This window comes from Pseudoalteromonas sp. DL2-H2.2 (genome assembly GCF_021532535.1).
GTDB classification, from domain to species: domain Bacteria; phylum Pseudomonadota; class Gammaproteobacteria; order Enterobacterales; family Alteromonadaceae; genus Pseudoalteromonas; species Pseudoalteromonas rubra_A.
Window position 1 is genome coordinate 30769 of record NZ_JAKGBD010000011.1, and the last position, 13382, is coordinate 44150.

A 13382-nucleotide genomic window follows, 5' to 3' on the forward strand; every position below is an offset into this window, starting at 1 on the left:
GCTATGTCTCTGACCAACTTTAGTGCCTTCGACCTGGCACGATTGCCAACCCCGTCGTTAATTGAACCTTTGAGCTTCGACGACATTAAATCTGCCATACTGGCGGATTTTAAGCAGCGCTATGGTGAGGCGATGCTGGATTATGCCAGCGACCCGGCTGTTAAGCTGATAGAAGCCTTTGCCTATCGTGAGATGTTACTGCGCCAGCGCATTAACGAGGCGGCAGAGTCGGTGTTGCTGGCCAAAGCCAGCAGCGCTGAGCTGGACTATCTCGGCGCGCGCTTTGGTGTTGAGCGCGTGGTGATTTCGCCGGGCGATGTCACTGCGACACCGGCTGTACCACCGAGTTACGAAGCGGATGAACGTTACCGTGAGCGAATTCGTCTGGCACTGGAGGGGTTCAGTACCGCCGGTCCTCCCGGCGCCTATGTGTTTCATGCAATGAAGGCATCGCCACTGGTACGGGATGTTTATGTGTCAGCCCCGGAGTTTGAACGAGCCGATATAGCTGACTCGACAGAAGCGTTTGTGCTGAATTGCCGGTATAACGCCGGGCTGGTTGACCCCATGCCCGGCGATGTTGCCGTGACTATTCTTAGCGGCGAAGGCTCCGGGCTGGCGTCTGGCGCTTTACTGAACACAGTTCAGGCCTATCTCAATCAGGATGAGATCCGCCCGTTAACTGACCGGGTGCGGGTGAAGCCTGCAACAATCAAACCCTTCACCATTGACGCACGTTTGTATCTGTATCCGGGTATGGATGGTGATGCCATTGTGCAGCAAGCCAAACAAGTGACTGCGCAATGGCTGGATGAACACCGTCAGCTCGGCCACGATATTTCTCTGTCTGCCTTGTATGCAGTGTTGCATCGCGAGGGCGTGCAGCGGGTCGAGTTGCTGGAACCTCAGTGGGATATCACCGTTGGCCAAGATGAAGCGGCTTATTGTTCAGCGATTGAGGTCGGCATTGGAGGCGAGCATGTCTGAATCCTTGCTGCCTAACCAGGCAAGCACACTGGAGCAGACCCTGGATAGTGTGGCAGCACGCATCGAGCAGGTTCCGGTGCCGCTTGCTACCTTGTGGGATCCCTGGCAGTGCCCGGCACAATTTCTGCCCTGGCTGGCCGACGGCCTGAGCGTGGATACCTGGGATAGCCGCTGGCCTGAACAAGTTCAGCGTCAGGTCATCGCGGACAGTGTGCCCAATCACAGGATCAAAGGCACGGTCGGGGCCATCAAGCAGTCACTCAGCAGTCTGAATGTCAGTGTTGAGCTACACGAGTGGTGGCAAACTGACGGTGTGCCTCACAGTGCCGAGTTGCTGGCGCTGGCCCATGACAATCTGGACCCCCAAGGCAGCACCTTACTTACACCCAAGCTTCAGGCCCAGCTGTGGCAAAACGTGGCTGCGACTAAACCCTGTCGTAGTCAGATCCGGTTTAGTGTTGGAGTGAGGCAACAAAGCACACTGAGCCTGGCTGCGGGCGCAAACTCACTGAGCGCTCAGACGGGGCAATGGTCTGAGCACTACGATTTTTCTTTTTCACCTTCATCAACACACCTGTCAGGGGCTGGTCAGTCTCTGTCGGTATCGACCCCTTGCTTTCGTCAGACTGCGCATATGCAACTGAACAGCGGGGTGTGGGTGGCCGACGGGATGGCGATTACACAGTTGCAACAGGTCATGATGACAACCGTTTAGGCGACCTATGAGTATTTATACACCCATTATTACCCAGGCGGGGATCAATGCCGCCGTGAATGCCCAGACCCATGGTATTCAGCTTGAGATTGGGCGCATCGGAGTGGGCGACAAAGGCTATGTACCGACCCGCACCCAGACCCGTCTGCAAAATGAACGTAACAATGTGCCTGTCACCGATGGCCGAGTGGTTGGCGACGGCCAGTTTCATTTGTCTGGCGTATTTACTGACGATAAGGAATATGCCGTTCGCGAAGTGGGCTTTTATCTTAACGACCACTCCGACGATGAACGCAAAACTCTGTTTGCCATCTGGTCTCACCCTGAAAACGTGTTGTTTTATCAAACCCCGGTTGCCCGGGTGGTGCAGGGCTTTGATCTGACAGTCACGGCGGTGCCTTATGAGCATTTAACCGTAAATACCAGCGGTGATCTGAATCTCTTTTATGCACCAGAGTTCTTGGCGATGACCCAGGCGCAAACCAATATGGCGATTGCGCAGGTGCAGTCAAACCACCGACAAATTCAATTCAACGATCGTTTACTCAAACTAGGAGTGTAACTATGAGTAATTCACAAAGTATGTCGCTGGATCAGCGCATTGCTGAGTTGCAGCAAATCAATGGGGAGCTGGTGACATCAAACAATACGCTGACCCAAACTGTCACTGGAAAAATGAGCGCGATTAACGCTACGGTCGCCAGCGCAGAAGCGAGAATGGATCAGGCTATCGCTAACCTGGCAGCAAGCCATTCAGATATGCGGATCAATTATTATGATGGAGTTGCACACTCCAAAACATCTCTGGAGATTGAGGCGGACCCGGATCAGCCTCATATGTCTAAATGGAAGCTTGTGCCTGTAAGTGGTATTGGTTATCACCAGTATCCGGTTCTCGGTGCGCTTACCAAAGTACATCTGAAAAATGGTTACAGCTATGAGCCCGGTTATTACGAGAGCCCAACACAGTATGCTTCGGATTGGAGTCGCAGTTCTATACAATTTGTGCTCACCAATAAGCATGCATCCAGTGAGCAGATTAATGCCGAGTTGGAGCGCCAGGGCAAGACTCCTCTCATAACTGGGGGTTGGAATAGCAACGCCAAAATGCTCACAATCCCCTTCGTGGGCATTGCAGATTTACACCCTTACACAAGGCTCTTTGTGCGCTTTGTAAATTTGAGAAGTACCCAAGTATCGAGTGATAAAGCATTACAGAATATTGTCGAATTTGGTGGCAATGCCACTTTCGCGGTTGATCGCGTTGTTAACTATCCGCATATCAAAGTATAGGAGCATGGACATGGAGCAATTTCCAACCCCAGAAGCACATCAGGCAATGCAAGCAAGCCTGGAGAAACAGGTCAGGCGTGGCCAAATTACACAACGGGTAGCAGATAATGAATCTTTGCTGGGCACCACGTCAGATACGGTACACCTGTTGCTGGTTGAGTTTGCCAATCTGGTTAAAGCAATCTCTAGTGCACAGTCGCTTGAAGATCTTAAACCAGCGGCACAAAGCAGTGCACAACTGCTGGGCACCATCAGTGACAAAGTCTCGGCAGGTGAGCTGCAATTTCCTTATCAGGGCAAAGGCACTGAGGCGGTATTGCAGGAGATCCAGCATCGTGCTCAGGGCATTAGTAATATTTTGCAAGATACCTCGAAATAGGTCACTTTTGACCGGTTTTCTTCCCATAAAATCAGTAAGATACACCTAAGCTTGAGAAAGTTAAGTCAAGCAACCAGGTAAACGCTTACTTAGTAAGTAAAGCATCCGCAAGTTAAAAACCACCGGCTCGTATTTCGACTGGTGGTTTTTTTATGCCTGGTTAACGGTGGATGACTCTGTGGCATTTAAACCGGTCAGAATTGACCGTTTTTAATCCCAGAAAATCAGTAAGATACACCTAAGCTTGAGAAAGCTAACAGAGATAACAGGCTTCCCGTGATTAACCCGATGCGGTACTGCACTGATGCAGGACCAAATCGGGTTTTTTTATGCCTTATTAGTAAAGACCGAGGATGAGATGAGCCAATTTGCAACACCAGACCTGTCTCGGGTGCCTTTACCGGACCTCCTGCAGGATGTGGATTTCGAGCAACAGTTTAGTGAAATCAAACAGCGTTTTTTGGCGTCTCACCCTCAGTATGCCGATGCCCTTAAGCTGGAAAGCGATCCGCTGACGGCCTTGTTGCAAACGCTGGCCTATCAGCAGGTGTTACACACTCAGCAGGCAAATGAGGCGGTTCGGGGTGTGATGCTGGCAACAGCCAGTGGCGCAGACCTGGATGCCATCGCATCGCGCTATAACCTGCTGCGCGACGAGGGTGAAAGCGATACCCGGTTTCGCCAGCGTGTTCAGCTGGCCTTTGACGGGTTAAATACTGCGGGCAGCGCATCGGCCTATACCTTTCATACTTTGTCGCTCGACCCGGCCATTCGGGATGTGACGGTGCACAGTCCGGCGCCGTGTGAGGTAGCGCTGACCATTTTGAGCAACGAAGGGAACGGTACGCCCACGCAGGCGTTGCTCGACAAGGTGGGTAAACATTTTGCTGCCCAGGGATGGGAGCACCAGGGTGCTTCGCAAGTGAGACCACTCGGAGACAGAGTAACTGTACATAGCGCACAAATTGTGCCCTTTACGGTTAACGCCCAGCTGATTGTGTTACCGGGGCCGTCTGCCGAAGCTATCCGGCAGGCGGCCGAGGACGCATTACAAGCCTACCTGACAAGTCGCCGGGCACTGGGCAAAAAAGTGACCCGCGCTGGTTTGTTTGCGGCGCTGCATCGAGAAGGGGTAGACGAAGTGAATTTGCTGTCTCCCGCTAACAATGTGTCCGTGACACAGACTCAGTCGGCCTGGTGCGAGCATACGCAAGTGTCTGTGGTGGTCAAAGATGAATGAATTATTGCCAACCAATGCATCAGCGCTGAGCCGGGCGGTTGTGGATGAGATGGCAAGACCTGAGCGGGTACGCGCATTACTGCTAGATACACTGGATATCAGCAACAGGAGCCAGGCGCAGCGCCAGCGCCTTGCCACACAGTGGCGGTTAAATAGCACGACCGACAGCGCCTTTGTTAGTGCGGATATCAGTCTGCTACTGACCTTGCTGTGGGACCAGACGATTTGCCCGGCGCCTAAGCTTGCAGAGCTTGCCCGGGCACTGAAGATCCCCAACTGGCACGACTACCTGGATGAACAAGCACAGCGCCGGGCGCTGCAGGATGCCTGTATTTTACAGGATATCCGCCTGCTGCTTCGCGCGCTCTGGGACCCCATGCTCTGTCCTGCGCCTCTGTTACCCTGGCTGGCCTGGACGATGTCGGTGGATGAATGGGATGAAGCTTGGTCAGAAACACTCAAACGCCAGGTTATCCGTGATGCCTTTGCAGTGCACCAGTACAAGGGCACCCCTTACGCGCTGCAAAAAGCACTCGACAGTTTAAACATTGCTACTGAGATCAAGGAATGGTGGCAGTCCGAAGGAGCGGACACCCCCTCAGATGAGGTCATGCCGCCCGGGACGATTAAAGTCTGGGCACTGGTGAATCAGAATTTGGACGACCATCAGCAAGGACTGCTGACTCCCCAAATGCTGAAGAAAATCCGCCGGGTGATCAATGCCGTTAAGCGCGGCGCGATTCATGTGGACTTACAGCTGGGTATAGCACTGAGCGAATCTTTGTCACCTTTTGGTGCAGTTCAGTCGCCGCTTAATCTTATCGACCATCAAGCCACTGGGTTGGGCGTGACGCCAAACTCGACACAGGGAGCTGTGGCTACAGCCGCAGCGGGGCACTTACTTAATTGTCAGCGCTGGCATACAGAGGGCGAGGGGATCACTCCGGATCCGAGCGATGGGGTAATGGCAGCGCATGCACAGCTGCAGTCATTAAATACCGTCAGCCTGAAGGCCGAAAGCTCGGGTGTGACGCCCGATTCTATGGCTGGGGCACTGGCGCTTTATTCAGGGCTAGATGCGCTGAATATTCAATCTTTTCATTTCCAAGGAGTGACGTAATGTCAGCATTAACCTTGCAATTTACTCAGGTGGGGCTGGATGCGCTGTTGTCGGCGCGCGCCAGAGGCTTTAAAGGGCAAATCAGCCATATGGCCTTTGGCGATGCAAGCTACACCCCGTCTAAAAATCAAACCACGCTGCGCTCTCAAAAAGAGCTGGTGGAAATTGCCGATTCGGATTACACCGACGGCGAAAGCAGTAGCCTGAAAGTGGCCGCCAAATTCGAAGCGCCGCTGGAATACGCCATTGGTGAAATTGGCGTATTTCTGGATTCCGGCGAAAAGCTGGCAAGCGGTCAGCCCAAACTCATTTTACTGGGCGTGTATTCTAAACCCAACACCACGCTTGGGTACCGCACGCCAGACGTTAAGGTGTTGCAGTGGTTAACCCTAAGCCTAACACAGCTGCCCTCCGACAGTGTTGAGGTCAAACTTGGTGTCGATAACCTCAACCTGATCCTCGACAACGAACTGGCCGAGCTGACCCTGGTGCAGATTGATACCATGCATCGTCAGATCAATCAGGAATGGCGCTTAGTGGCGCTGGAACAGGCGTAACACAGGACTTTTTAAGGATTTATTATGTCGACAGACAATACCACGGAATTACTCACCCAGGTGGCCGTACGTGCCAATGCGCTGTGCCAGAGTGTGGAAGATCATGCCGGTAATATTAACGCCACGGTGAATGCCAAAAAAGCAGAGATGGACGCCGCAAAACAGCAGGCGCATCAGGATATCCAAAATTATATTGCCGGTGCACGCGCCGAGCAGTCCCATATTTTGCTAAGCCGAAACCAGCAGATGGAGCCGCTGGGTAGTAATGCGATTAAAGGGTTTACCACTATAGGACTTGAGTCCTTTGAAGTTGTCAAGGAGGCAACGATATATGGTCAGGTAGGCAAACATGATGAAGACCATACCGGAGGCGGGGTCGCTACAAGTTTTAGGGATAATGTTTACAGAGGCTATGTCAACAAGAAGTTCCATATTCTCAGGATTAAATGGAAAACGAGTCCAGGCAAAACAGTGCGATTAGATAATACCTATTATCAGGGATACGATCAGGGAGCGCTCACTAAAGGCTGCTATATCAAAGTAATAGAAGGGCAACTTGCAGGAGAGCTACAGCCTGTGACAGAGTTTAATGACGGATGGAAGCTCCATGCTTACCGACAGAAAGCAAATTCGTCAACCGGTGGTTTTTACGCCCCGCACACGGCGCTGTCATTTTCGTCTGAGACTGGAGAGGCCTTGATCTGTTTATATGGTTCAGTGTCTGGGTATGTAAACCTGGAAGATAACGCATGGGGCTGCTATCCGGAGTTTGCAAGACCCAGTGATATTGAAAGCCTGACTGGCAGTATCGCGACCCTGAATTCACGAGTGAATGAACTCGAAACGCCTCCAGCCTAATACGTAAGCAAGGATCAACACATGCAATTAATCCACAACGATATCGTATTGGCGACTTTGGGTGAGCTGATGAGTGAGGCCCAGATCCGCCAATTTTTGATAATGAATGAGATAGATGTGCCGTTTGAGGCGCTGACTTTTCGTTTTGAGCACGAAGAGGCGCTGGAATATCGTCGACTTTCTTACCTGCGGGAATCAGATCCGCTCTATATGGAATGGCAATTCGACCAGACTGAAACTGCAAAACAGGCCTGGCTGGACAAAGTGGCCGAGATTAAAGCGCGCTTTCCTTTACCTCAGGCACCTGTCTCTGAGGAATAAGCCTGAGTGCAGGCACATGAATACATGCCTTGTTCTTTTTTCTCTGACCCGGTCAGAATTGACCGGTTTTACCTCAGAGAAATCAGTAAGATACATCTAAGCTTGAGAAAGTTAACTCAAGACTGCGGATTCTTCCTTTGGGCGTCATGCACGCCTTTTTATTACCTGAATTATACAGCGGCACAGGGTTGCCGATTCTAAGCCTGCCACTGCTCGGCAAGGCTCACAGGAGACACTATGTCAACGGACAATAAAACCACGACTGAGCGGCTCAGCGATGTGGCCGTACGGGCCAATGCACTGTGCCAGACGGTGGCCGACCAGGCCAGTGCGATGCAAAACCAAGTGAACAACGCCATTACCTCTACCCAATCTCAGATAGATACCTTTATGTCTGAGACGTTTCGTAACGAAATCCCTTTTCTGCGCCTGACCAAAAACCAGCAGTTAAAAATTAATGGCAAGCTGGAAATTGGGCAAAAAGGGATACCCGATGGGTTTACGATGAATGGTGAGGTGCATGGGAAGTATTTCGAAACAGAAATAGTTGATGTCAGCAGAACAGAAAAAGAACCCGGGCAGCGCTCGCCAGAACAACTGGCTTTCTGGAAAAATGTGGAAGGCACCGCACCAAAATATCACAAACCGGAATTTGCGATTGTCAGGATCACCGCACTGAATGTAGACAATTATCCAACAGAAAACTATCGACAATACTCTATTTATCAGGGAGGAACGCCTTACAACACTGCAATTACTTTTGGTGCATTTGTTAAAGTGGAGCAGGGTAAAGTCGGATTTGGTTCAGGACGATTTAGTGATCTTGTTCCAGCAGACGGTGAGTGGCACACCATGGTAGATCATGTAAAGGCGCCACCCAAAGGAGGCGCAAACTATATCCACGGCCCTCATATTCACCTCGAGAAAGGCAGTAGTTGCTTAGTTGCTTTACCTGCAACAGTGCTTGGTTGGGTTCCTCGGGAGCGCTGGGGTTATTTTGAAAAGCCAGTGCTGGAGAGTGAGTTATGAGTATTGAACAAATTACCCAGGCAACGGATGAGTTGGGGGGTGGCCGAGCACGTTTCGACATTGATGCCGATTTACGTGTTTATCTGGCCAAGACCGACTGGTACGTGATCCGTGAACTGGAAACCGGAACTCCCGTGCCCGAGGAAATTAAAGCTAACCGGGCCCAGGTGAGAGCTATGATAGAAACACCTTTGCCACTTCCTTTTTAGGGGCAACCCTTCGGGCACGTCGCCCGCCCTGACTCACTGATTGTCTTCGAGTCTTTTTAATCTAAGAGCAAGTCTATGCAACGAACGACCTTAATCACTCAGGTGCTTGAGCGCCTGACAGCGTCCCTGGCACAGGTGGCTCAGGTGGATTACCTAATCCCGAGCCAGGTGGCCCCGGACCTGACCCAGCAAGCGCAACTGACGGTAACGCCGACACAGGAGCGTCAGGCCAGCGAGCTGCAAAGTAAAGGCACCGACAAAGGTGTCAGCTATGGACCGGCGTACAACAAAAACCTCAGCCCGAACTCGCTGGACAGGCGAGTGCTGAGTGTGCAGCTCGACATCGAGTTGGTGGATGGCGATAAAGCCAGGCTACTGGAGAGGCTGGATGAGGTGCTCAGTATAGGCGAAGCCGCGATGCTGGCGGACGACGTGCCCACCTACTGGCAACATTTTATTGCCGAGCAAACGACGTTTGAATTTACTGAGCAAGATGAAGCCATTAAGGCCCGGCTGCAAGCGAACTGGGCCTTCTATTATCAGGTGGAGTACCCAGAACTACCAGGTACCGCCATCACTGAAGTGTATCTGGGACAAAAGGGCTATGAGCACAAGTTGATATACAGCAGTGACGCATCAAGCGCGGAGGTAGTATGAGACCCGACCCCATGCAATCCGAACTGGCGGTCTCTGACTTACAGCATCGCTTAAGCAAGCTGATCACGCTGGGTACGGTGCACGAAGTCGATTATGAGACTGCCCGTGTCAAAGTCAAAATTGGTGACTGGATCACGGCAAAGCTGCCCTGGCTGGCCGACATGGCCGCGCATAATATGAGCTGGCGAGCGCCTGAAATAGGCGAGCAGGTTGTGGTACTGGCACCGTGCGGCGACACCGCGCAGGGCGTGGTACTGGGCAGTGTTTACAGTGCTGCCGCCGATCATCATAAACCCGATCATGTATTGGGTGCGGGTGAAGGAGAGAGTTACGCTGCGGCCAGTAGCCGAGAGCATGTGCATCGCACCCGCTATCAGGACGGCGCTTTGATGGAGTATGACACCGAGCGTCATATCTATCATTTGTATGTACCGAATCGTGATGGCAATGAAGAGGCTCAGATCCACATTCATTCTGCCAGAGATATCCGGCTTCACTGCGAAAATGATGCGCATATCCAGTGCGACCGCGATGCACTGGTGAATGTAACGCGAGATGCGACTATTACCGTTGACAACAATGCGGCGCTGAGTGCGGGTAATGAACTTAACCTGACAGCCAAGCAAAGCACGCTGAATATCAACGCTGAACAAGGTGAACTGAATATTAAAGCTGAGCAGGGAGAGCTCAATATCGAAGCCTTACAGAGCGGCCTGAACGTATTGGCGCAGCAAGGCGCACTGACGGTCAAGGCCAGCCAGGGCGCATTAACCCTTGAGGGCAATACAGTGTCCGTGAAGTCCACGGGTGGCCCCTTGGAGGTTGACGCGGGTGGTGCTGACCTGTTGCTCAAAGGCGGTAAGATTAAGGCCAGTTAATAACAGGAGGTAAGGATGGCAGATGTCAGCATTAAGGGAGATAAAGCCGGGGGCGAAGCACATGACGCCAGTTTTGACCCCGGAAAAGTACAGCTCCTGGATCCTGATCGTAAATTTACCGTCAATGGCGATCCGGTCATTCTGGTTGGTGATCTGGTGATGGCGCACTCGGATAAGAGTAAACAAACCGTTCACCCTCCAGGCAAAGTCATTGAGGGCAGCGCATTGTTCTCGTTAGGGGGTACTCCCATTGCCCGGGTAGGCGATAAAACCACCTGCGGCGCATTACTTACTGGGGGAGACAGCAAGCTGGATATTAATTCATAAGGAGTAATAAGCATGGCGGGGATGGATGCACAAACAGGCAAGCCGCTGAGCGGGTTGGCGCATCTCAGACAAAGTATTCGCGATATCGTGACCACGCCTTTGGGCAGTCGGGTCATGCGCCGCAACTATGGCTGCGGTCTGTATGAGCTGGTCGACCGTCCATTTTCACATTCGCTGGTGGGCGACATCACTATGGTGATATCCAATGCGCTGGAATTGTGGGAGCCTCGTTTTCGCCTTGAAGGCGTGGCGGTGCACCCGGCAGGTAATGGCAAGTTGTCTATTACCATTGAGGGGTTATACCTCATTAGCGGACAACCGGTGACCATAGAAGGGATCCAGTTCTAATTTTTTAACCATTTTCATTTTAATCATTATCAACTTAAGCCACAGGTAAGGGCGGAGCCATCCGCAACCCTGTGGCTTTTTTATTAGCTAATTGACATACCTTTAAAGGAGATAACTATGTCTGAATTTCTACACGGTGTAGAAGTAATCGAGGCGCAGTCTGGTACTCGCCCAGTTAAAACCGTTAAAAGCTCTGTAATTGGAGTCATTGGTACAGCACCCCTTGCTGATACTACTGCGTTTCCGGCCAATACACCGGTATTGATCGCAGGTAAGCGCGCAGATGCCATGAAGTTGGTTGATACCAAAGGCGCTGCCTATCAGACGTTGTTGAATGAGGCAAAAACCAAGGCTGGTGACGATGCAAGACTAGAAACCAGCGCTGAGTATCTGGCGGCTGTTGAAGCGTTCAAGGCGGCAAATGGCAAAGATGCTGACTATGTGCTGTCTGCGGAAGAAAAAACCGCTATTCAGGACAAGGTCGAAGAGCAAGCGCGTAACGCTGTCACAGACATTGATGATGCGAAAAAAGGCAGCCTGCTGCGCGCCATTGATGGCATTTTTGACCAGGCCGGTGCTGCGGTTGTGGTTATCCGTGTTGAAGGCGCAGATGACAGTGCTGCGACTAGCGCCATGGTTGGCAGCGACACTCAGCCAAAGGCGATTGAGGCATTCCTGGGCTCAGAGTCTGTATTAGGCGTGACACCGCGTATTCTGGTAGCACCTGGTTTCAGTCATCAAAAAGCGGTTGCAGATGAACTGATTGCTGTGGCAGAGCGCTTACGTGCTGTGGTTATCGCGGATGGTCCAAATGATAGCGACCAGAAAGCGGCGGAATACCGTAATGAGTTTGGCTCTCGCCGTCTGTTCCTGGTTGACCCTCAGGTCAATGTACTAAAAGGCGACAAGCTTCAGGCTGAGCCGGCCAGTGCCCGTGTTGCAGGTTTGATTGCCAAATCTGACAATGACCGCGGTTTCTGGTGGAGCCCGAGTAACACCGCTATCAATGGCATTGCCGGTACCGCCCGTCCAGTTGACTTCCAGCTGGGCGACCCGCTTGCCAGTGCAAACCAGCTTAACAGCAAAGATGTGGCGACCATCATTCGTCAAAATGGCTTTAAGCTGTGGGGTAACCGCACGTGTTCAAGCGACCCTAAATGGGCATTCCTGTCAGTGGTACGTACCGCAGACATGATCAACGATTCACTGCAACGCGCTCATATGTGGGCCGTTGACCGCAATATCACCAAAACTTACATCGAAGATGTGACGCAAAGTGTTCAGTCATACCTGGACAACCTGAAGGCGCAGGGCGCAATTCTGGGCGGTGAGATCTGGGCAGATGAAGAGCAAAACACGCCGGAAAATATTCAGGCCGGTAAAGTGTTCTTTAGCTTTGACTTTACACCACCTACGCCTGCTGAGCACATCACCTTCAAGAGCATCATGACAAACAACTACCTAGAGGAAATCGTATAATGGCAATGTCTCCTAAAATCCTTAAAAAATTCAAACTGTTCGTAGATGGTAAAGGCTACCTGGGCATTGCGGACGAGCTTACGTTACCAAAAGTAACCGTGAAAACCCGTGAAGTGACTTCTGGCTTCCAGGCGCCAATCGAGCTGGATGTGGGCCAACTGGAAAAGCTGGAAGGCACGGTGACTTTGCTTGAGTACAACGCCGACATGATGAAGCTACTGGGCGACTGGAGTAGTGCAACGACACCACTGACAGCGCGCGGTGCGATTCAGGCACAGGGCGATTCGCCGGTACCGGTCGTGGTTACTTTGGAAGGCTTCTTCAAAGAAGTCGATATGGGTAACTGGAAAGACGGTGAAGAAGCCAAGCTGACGCTGCAGTATGCGGTACAAAAGTACAAGCTTCAGATTGGTCCGGACACCATCTACGAAATCGACCTGTACAACGATGTGCGTAAGGTCAACGGCAAAGACCACATGGAGCTGCTGCGTAACGCCATTGGCGCTTAAGCACTAACTCGCAATAACAATAAATAGGAGCAAAAGCATGAAAGAAATCATTACCCTGGCATTTCCAATCACGGTTGATGGGCATGAGTATGCCGAACTAACAATGAGACGACCTAAAGTACGTGACCGGTTAATGGTGGATAAGGCAGATATCAGCGAGTCGGAAAGTGAAATTCGTTACTTCTCCAATTTGTGTGAAGTCTCGCCGGATATCATCGAAGAGCTTGACTGGAGCGACTTTGTGAAGCTCAGAGAAACCTTACAGGCTTTTCTCGTATCCCGCCCAGGCGCTTAAGAGCCATGGTTGTGGCCCTGGCTAAATACACAGGCTGGGGCCTGGCTGAGCTTAACGCGTTAACCGAAGACGAGTTAATCGACTGGTTTGAGGCAGCGGTTGACTACAAACGCGCAACCACTCCCTCCTGACTCGTGGGCGGGTTAGGGCTGACGGGCAATTCACACCCGTCAGCCTTTAT

General features: G+C 51.8%; 20 protein-coding genes. All 20 read left to right on the forward strand.

The window, feature by feature from the left end:
* Positions 1-3: 3 nt before the first annotated feature.
* The 20 genes from L1285_RS17400 to L1285_RS23675 all read left to right on the forward strand — a co-directional run bounded on the left by L1285_RS17400 (position 4) and on the right by L1285_RS23675 (position 13332).
* Positions 4-987, forward strand: a complete 984-nt coding sequence (locus L1285_RS17400; RefSeq protein WP_235413418.1) for a baseplate assembly protein — start codon at positions 4-6, stop codon at positions 985-987.
* A complete protein-coding gene (locus tag L1285_RS17405) occupies positions 980-1702 on the forward strand; it encodes a phage tail protein I (RefSeq protein ID WP_235413420.1) in 723 nt (240 codons plus the stop codon). The genes L1285_RS17400 and L1285_RS17405 overlap by 8 nt, the downstream gene beginning before the upstream one ends.
* A 7-nt stretch (positions 1703-1709) precedes the next feature.
* Positions 1710-2264, forward strand: coding sequence for a phage tail-collar fiber domain-containing protein (locus L1285_RS17410; RefSeq protein ID WP_235413422.1), 555 nt, complete (start codon positions 1710-1712; stop codon positions 2262-2264).
* Positions 2265-2266: 2 nt separating this feature from the next.
* Positions 2267-2995 (forward strand): hypothetical protein, encoded by a 729-nt coding sequence (locus L1285_RS17415; protein WP_235413423.1) that lies wholly within the window; start codon positions 2267-2269, stop codon positions 2993-2995.
* Between the two features lie 10 nt (positions 2996-3005).
* Positions 3006-3374, forward strand: a complete 369-nt coding sequence (locus tag L1285_RS17420) for a hypothetical protein (RefSeq protein WP_235413424.1) — start codon at positions 3006-3008, stop codon at positions 3372-3374.
* Between the two features lie 358 nt (positions 3375-3732).
* Positions 3733-4614 carry a baseplate assembly protein gene (locus L1285_RS17425; RefSeq protein ID WP_235413426.1) on the forward strand — a complete coding sequence of 294 codons (882 nt, stop codon included), beginning with the start codon at positions 3733-3735 and terminating at the stop codon, positions 4612-4614.
* On the forward strand, positions 4607-5734 hold the full coding sequence (locus L1285_RS17430; protein ID WP_235413428.1) for a phage tail protein I: 1128 nt from the start codon (positions 4607-4609) through the stop codon (positions 5732-5734). The genes L1285_RS17425 and L1285_RS17430 overlap by 8 nt, the downstream gene beginning before the upstream one ends.
* Complete coding sequence (locus tag L1285_RS17435) at positions 5734-6291, forward strand: phage tail protein (protein ID WP_235413430.1); 558 nt, start codon at positions 5734-5736, stop codon at positions 6289-6291. The genes L1285_RS17430 and L1285_RS17435 overlap by 1 nt, the downstream gene beginning before the upstream one ends.
* A gap of 24 nt (positions 6292-6315) precedes the next feature.
* A complete protein-coding gene (locus tag L1285_RS17440) occupies positions 6316-7149 on the forward strand; it encodes a hypothetical protein (protein ID WP_235413432.1) in 834 nt (277 codons plus the stop codon).
* Positions 7150-7170: 21 nt separating this feature from the next.
* Positions 7171-7470: a hypothetical protein gene (locus L1285_RS17445; protein ID WP_235413434.1), complete on the forward strand. Its 300-nt coding sequence runs from the start codon at positions 7171-7173 to the stop codon at positions 7468-7470.
* 237 nt (positions 7471-7707) lie between these two features.
* Positions 7708-8499, forward strand: a complete 792-nt coding sequence (locus L1285_RS17450; RefSeq protein ID WP_235413436.1) for a hypothetical protein — start codon at positions 7708-7710, stop codon at positions 8497-8499.
* On the forward strand, positions 8496-8708 hold the full coding sequence (locus L1285_RS17455; RefSeq protein WP_235413438.1) for a hypothetical protein: 213 nt from the start codon (positions 8496-8498) through the stop codon (positions 8706-8708). The genes L1285_RS17450 and L1285_RS17455 overlap by 4 nt, the downstream gene beginning before the upstream one ends.
* Positions 8709-8783: 75 nt before the next feature.
* On the forward strand, positions 8784-9365 hold the full coding sequence (locus L1285_RS17460) for a hypothetical protein (protein ID WP_235413439.1): 582 nt from the start codon (positions 8784-8786) through the stop codon (positions 9363-9365).
* On the forward strand, positions 9362-10243 hold the full coding sequence (locus L1285_RS17465; RefSeq protein ID WP_235413441.1) for a phage baseplate assembly protein V: 882 nt from the start codon (positions 9362-9364) through the stop codon (positions 10241-10243). The genes L1285_RS17460 and L1285_RS17465 overlap by 4 nt, the downstream gene beginning before the upstream one ends.
* A 15-nt stretch (positions 10244-10258) precedes the next feature.
* Positions 10259-10570, forward strand: a complete 312-nt coding sequence (locus tag L1285_RS17470; protein ID WP_235413443.1) for a PAAR domain-containing protein — start codon at positions 10259-10261, stop codon at positions 10568-10570.
* A gap of 12 nt (positions 10571-10582) precedes the next feature.
* A complete protein-coding gene (locus tag L1285_RS17475; protein WP_235413445.1) occupies positions 10583-10918 on the forward strand; it encodes a GPW/gp25 family protein in 336 nt (111 codons plus the stop codon).
* A 117-nt stretch (positions 10919-11035) separates the two neighbouring features.
* Positions 11036-12397, forward strand: coding sequence for a phage tail sheath subtilisin-like domain-containing protein (locus tag L1285_RS17480; RefSeq protein WP_235413446.1), 1362 nt, complete (start codon positions 11036-11038; stop codon positions 12395-12397).
* The gene (locus L1285_RS17485) at positions 12397-12906 is read left to right on the forward strand and encodes a phage major tail tube protein (RefSeq protein ID WP_235413447.1); all 510 of its coding nucleotides are present in this window, start codon (positions 12397-12399) and stop codon (positions 12904-12906) included. The genes L1285_RS17480 and L1285_RS17485 overlap by 1 nt, the downstream gene beginning before the upstream one ends.
* A 37-nt stretch (positions 12907-12943) precedes the next feature.
* Positions 12944-13201: a phage tail assembly protein gene (locus L1285_RS17490; RefSeq protein ID WP_010385143.1), complete on the forward strand. Its 258-nt coding sequence runs from the start codon at positions 12944-12946 to the stop codon at positions 13199-13201.
* A gap of 5 nt (positions 13202-13206) precedes the next feature.
* On the forward strand, positions 13207-13332 hold the full coding sequence (locus tag L1285_RS23675; RefSeq protein ID WP_268836137.1) for a hypothetical protein: 126 nt from the start codon (positions 13207-13209) through the stop codon (positions 13330-13332).
* The last annotated feature ends 50 nt before the right edge of the window (positions 13333-13382 follow it).

Bases quoted from the DNA above. Each gene is read 5' to 3' on its own strand.
- L1285_RS17425 (WP_235413426.1), top strand. From the start codon at position 3,733: ATGAGCCAATTTGCAACACCAGACCTGTCTCGGGTGCCTTTACCGGAC.
- L1285_RS23675 (WP_268836137.1), top strand. From the start codon at position 13,207: ATGGTTGTGGCCCTGGCTAAATACACAGGCTGGGGCCTGGCTGAGCTT.
- L1285_RS17435 (WP_235413430.1), top strand. From the start codon at position 5,734: ATGTCAGCATTAACCTTGCAATTTACTCAGGTGGGGCTGGATGCGCTG.
- L1285_RS17440 (WP_235413432.1), top strand. From the start codon at position 6,316: ATGTCGACAGACAATACCACGGAATTACTCACCCAGGTGGCCGTACGT.
- L1285_RS17460 (WP_235413439.1), top strand. From the start codon at position 8,784: ATGCAACGAACGACCTTAATCACTCAGGTGCTTGAGCGCCTGACAGCG.
- L1285_RS17485 (WP_235413447.1), top strand. From the start codon at position 12,397: ATGGCAATGTCTCCTAAAATCCTTAAAAAATTCAAACTGTTCGTAGAT.
- L1285_RS17465 (WP_235413441.1), top strand. From the start codon at position 9,362: ATGAGACCCGACCCCATGCAATCCGAACTGGCGGTCTCTGACTTACAG.
- L1285_RS17420 (WP_235413424.1), top strand. From the start codon at position 3,006: ATGGAGCAATTTCCAACCCCAGAAGCACATCAGGCAATGCAAGCAAGC.
- L1285_RS17480 (WP_235413446.1), top strand. From the start codon at position 11,036: ATGTCTGAATTTCTACACGGTGTAGAAGTAATCGAGGCGCAGTCTGGT.
- L1285_RS17400 (WP_235413418.1), top strand. From the start codon at position 4: ATGTCTCTGACCAACTTTAGTGCCTTCGACCTGGCACGATTGCCAACC.
- L1285_RS17490 (WP_010385143.1), top strand. From the start codon at position 12,944: ATGAAAGAAATCATTACCCTGGCATTTCCAATCACGGTTGATGGGCAT.
- L1285_RS17450 (WP_235413436.1), top strand. From the start codon at position 7,708: ATGTCAACGGACAATAAAACCACGACTGAGCGGCTCAGCGATGTGGCC.
- L1285_RS17455 (WP_235413438.1), top strand. From the start codon at position 8,496: ATGAGTATTGAACAAATTACCCAGGCAACGGATGAGTTGGGGGGTGGC.
- L1285_RS17415 (WP_235413423.1), top strand. From the start codon at position 2,267: ATGAGTAATTCACAAAGTATGTCGCTGGATCAGCGCATTGCTGAGTTG.
- L1285_RS17445 (WP_235413434.1), top strand. From the start codon at position 7,171: ATGCAATTAATCCACAACGATATCGTATTGGCGACTTTGGGTGAGCTG.
- L1285_RS17475 (WP_235413445.1), top strand. From the start codon at position 10,583: ATGGCGGGGATGGATGCACAAACAGGCAAGCCGCTGAGCGGGTTGGCG.
- L1285_RS17470 (WP_235413443.1), top strand. From the start codon at position 10,259: ATGGCAGATGTCAGCATTAAGGGAGATAAAGCCGGGGGCGAAGCACAT.
- L1285_RS17430 (WP_235413428.1), top strand. From the start codon at position 4,607: ATGAATGAATTATTGCCAACCAATGCATCAGCGCTGAGCCGGGCGGTT.
- L1285_RS17405 (WP_235413420.1), top strand. From the start codon at position 980: ATGTCTGAATCCTTGCTGCCTAACCAGGCAAGCACACTGGAGCAGACC.
- L1285_RS17410 (WP_235413422.1), top strand. From the start codon at position 1,710: ATGAGTATTTATACACCCATTATTACCCAGGCGGGGATCAATGCCGCC.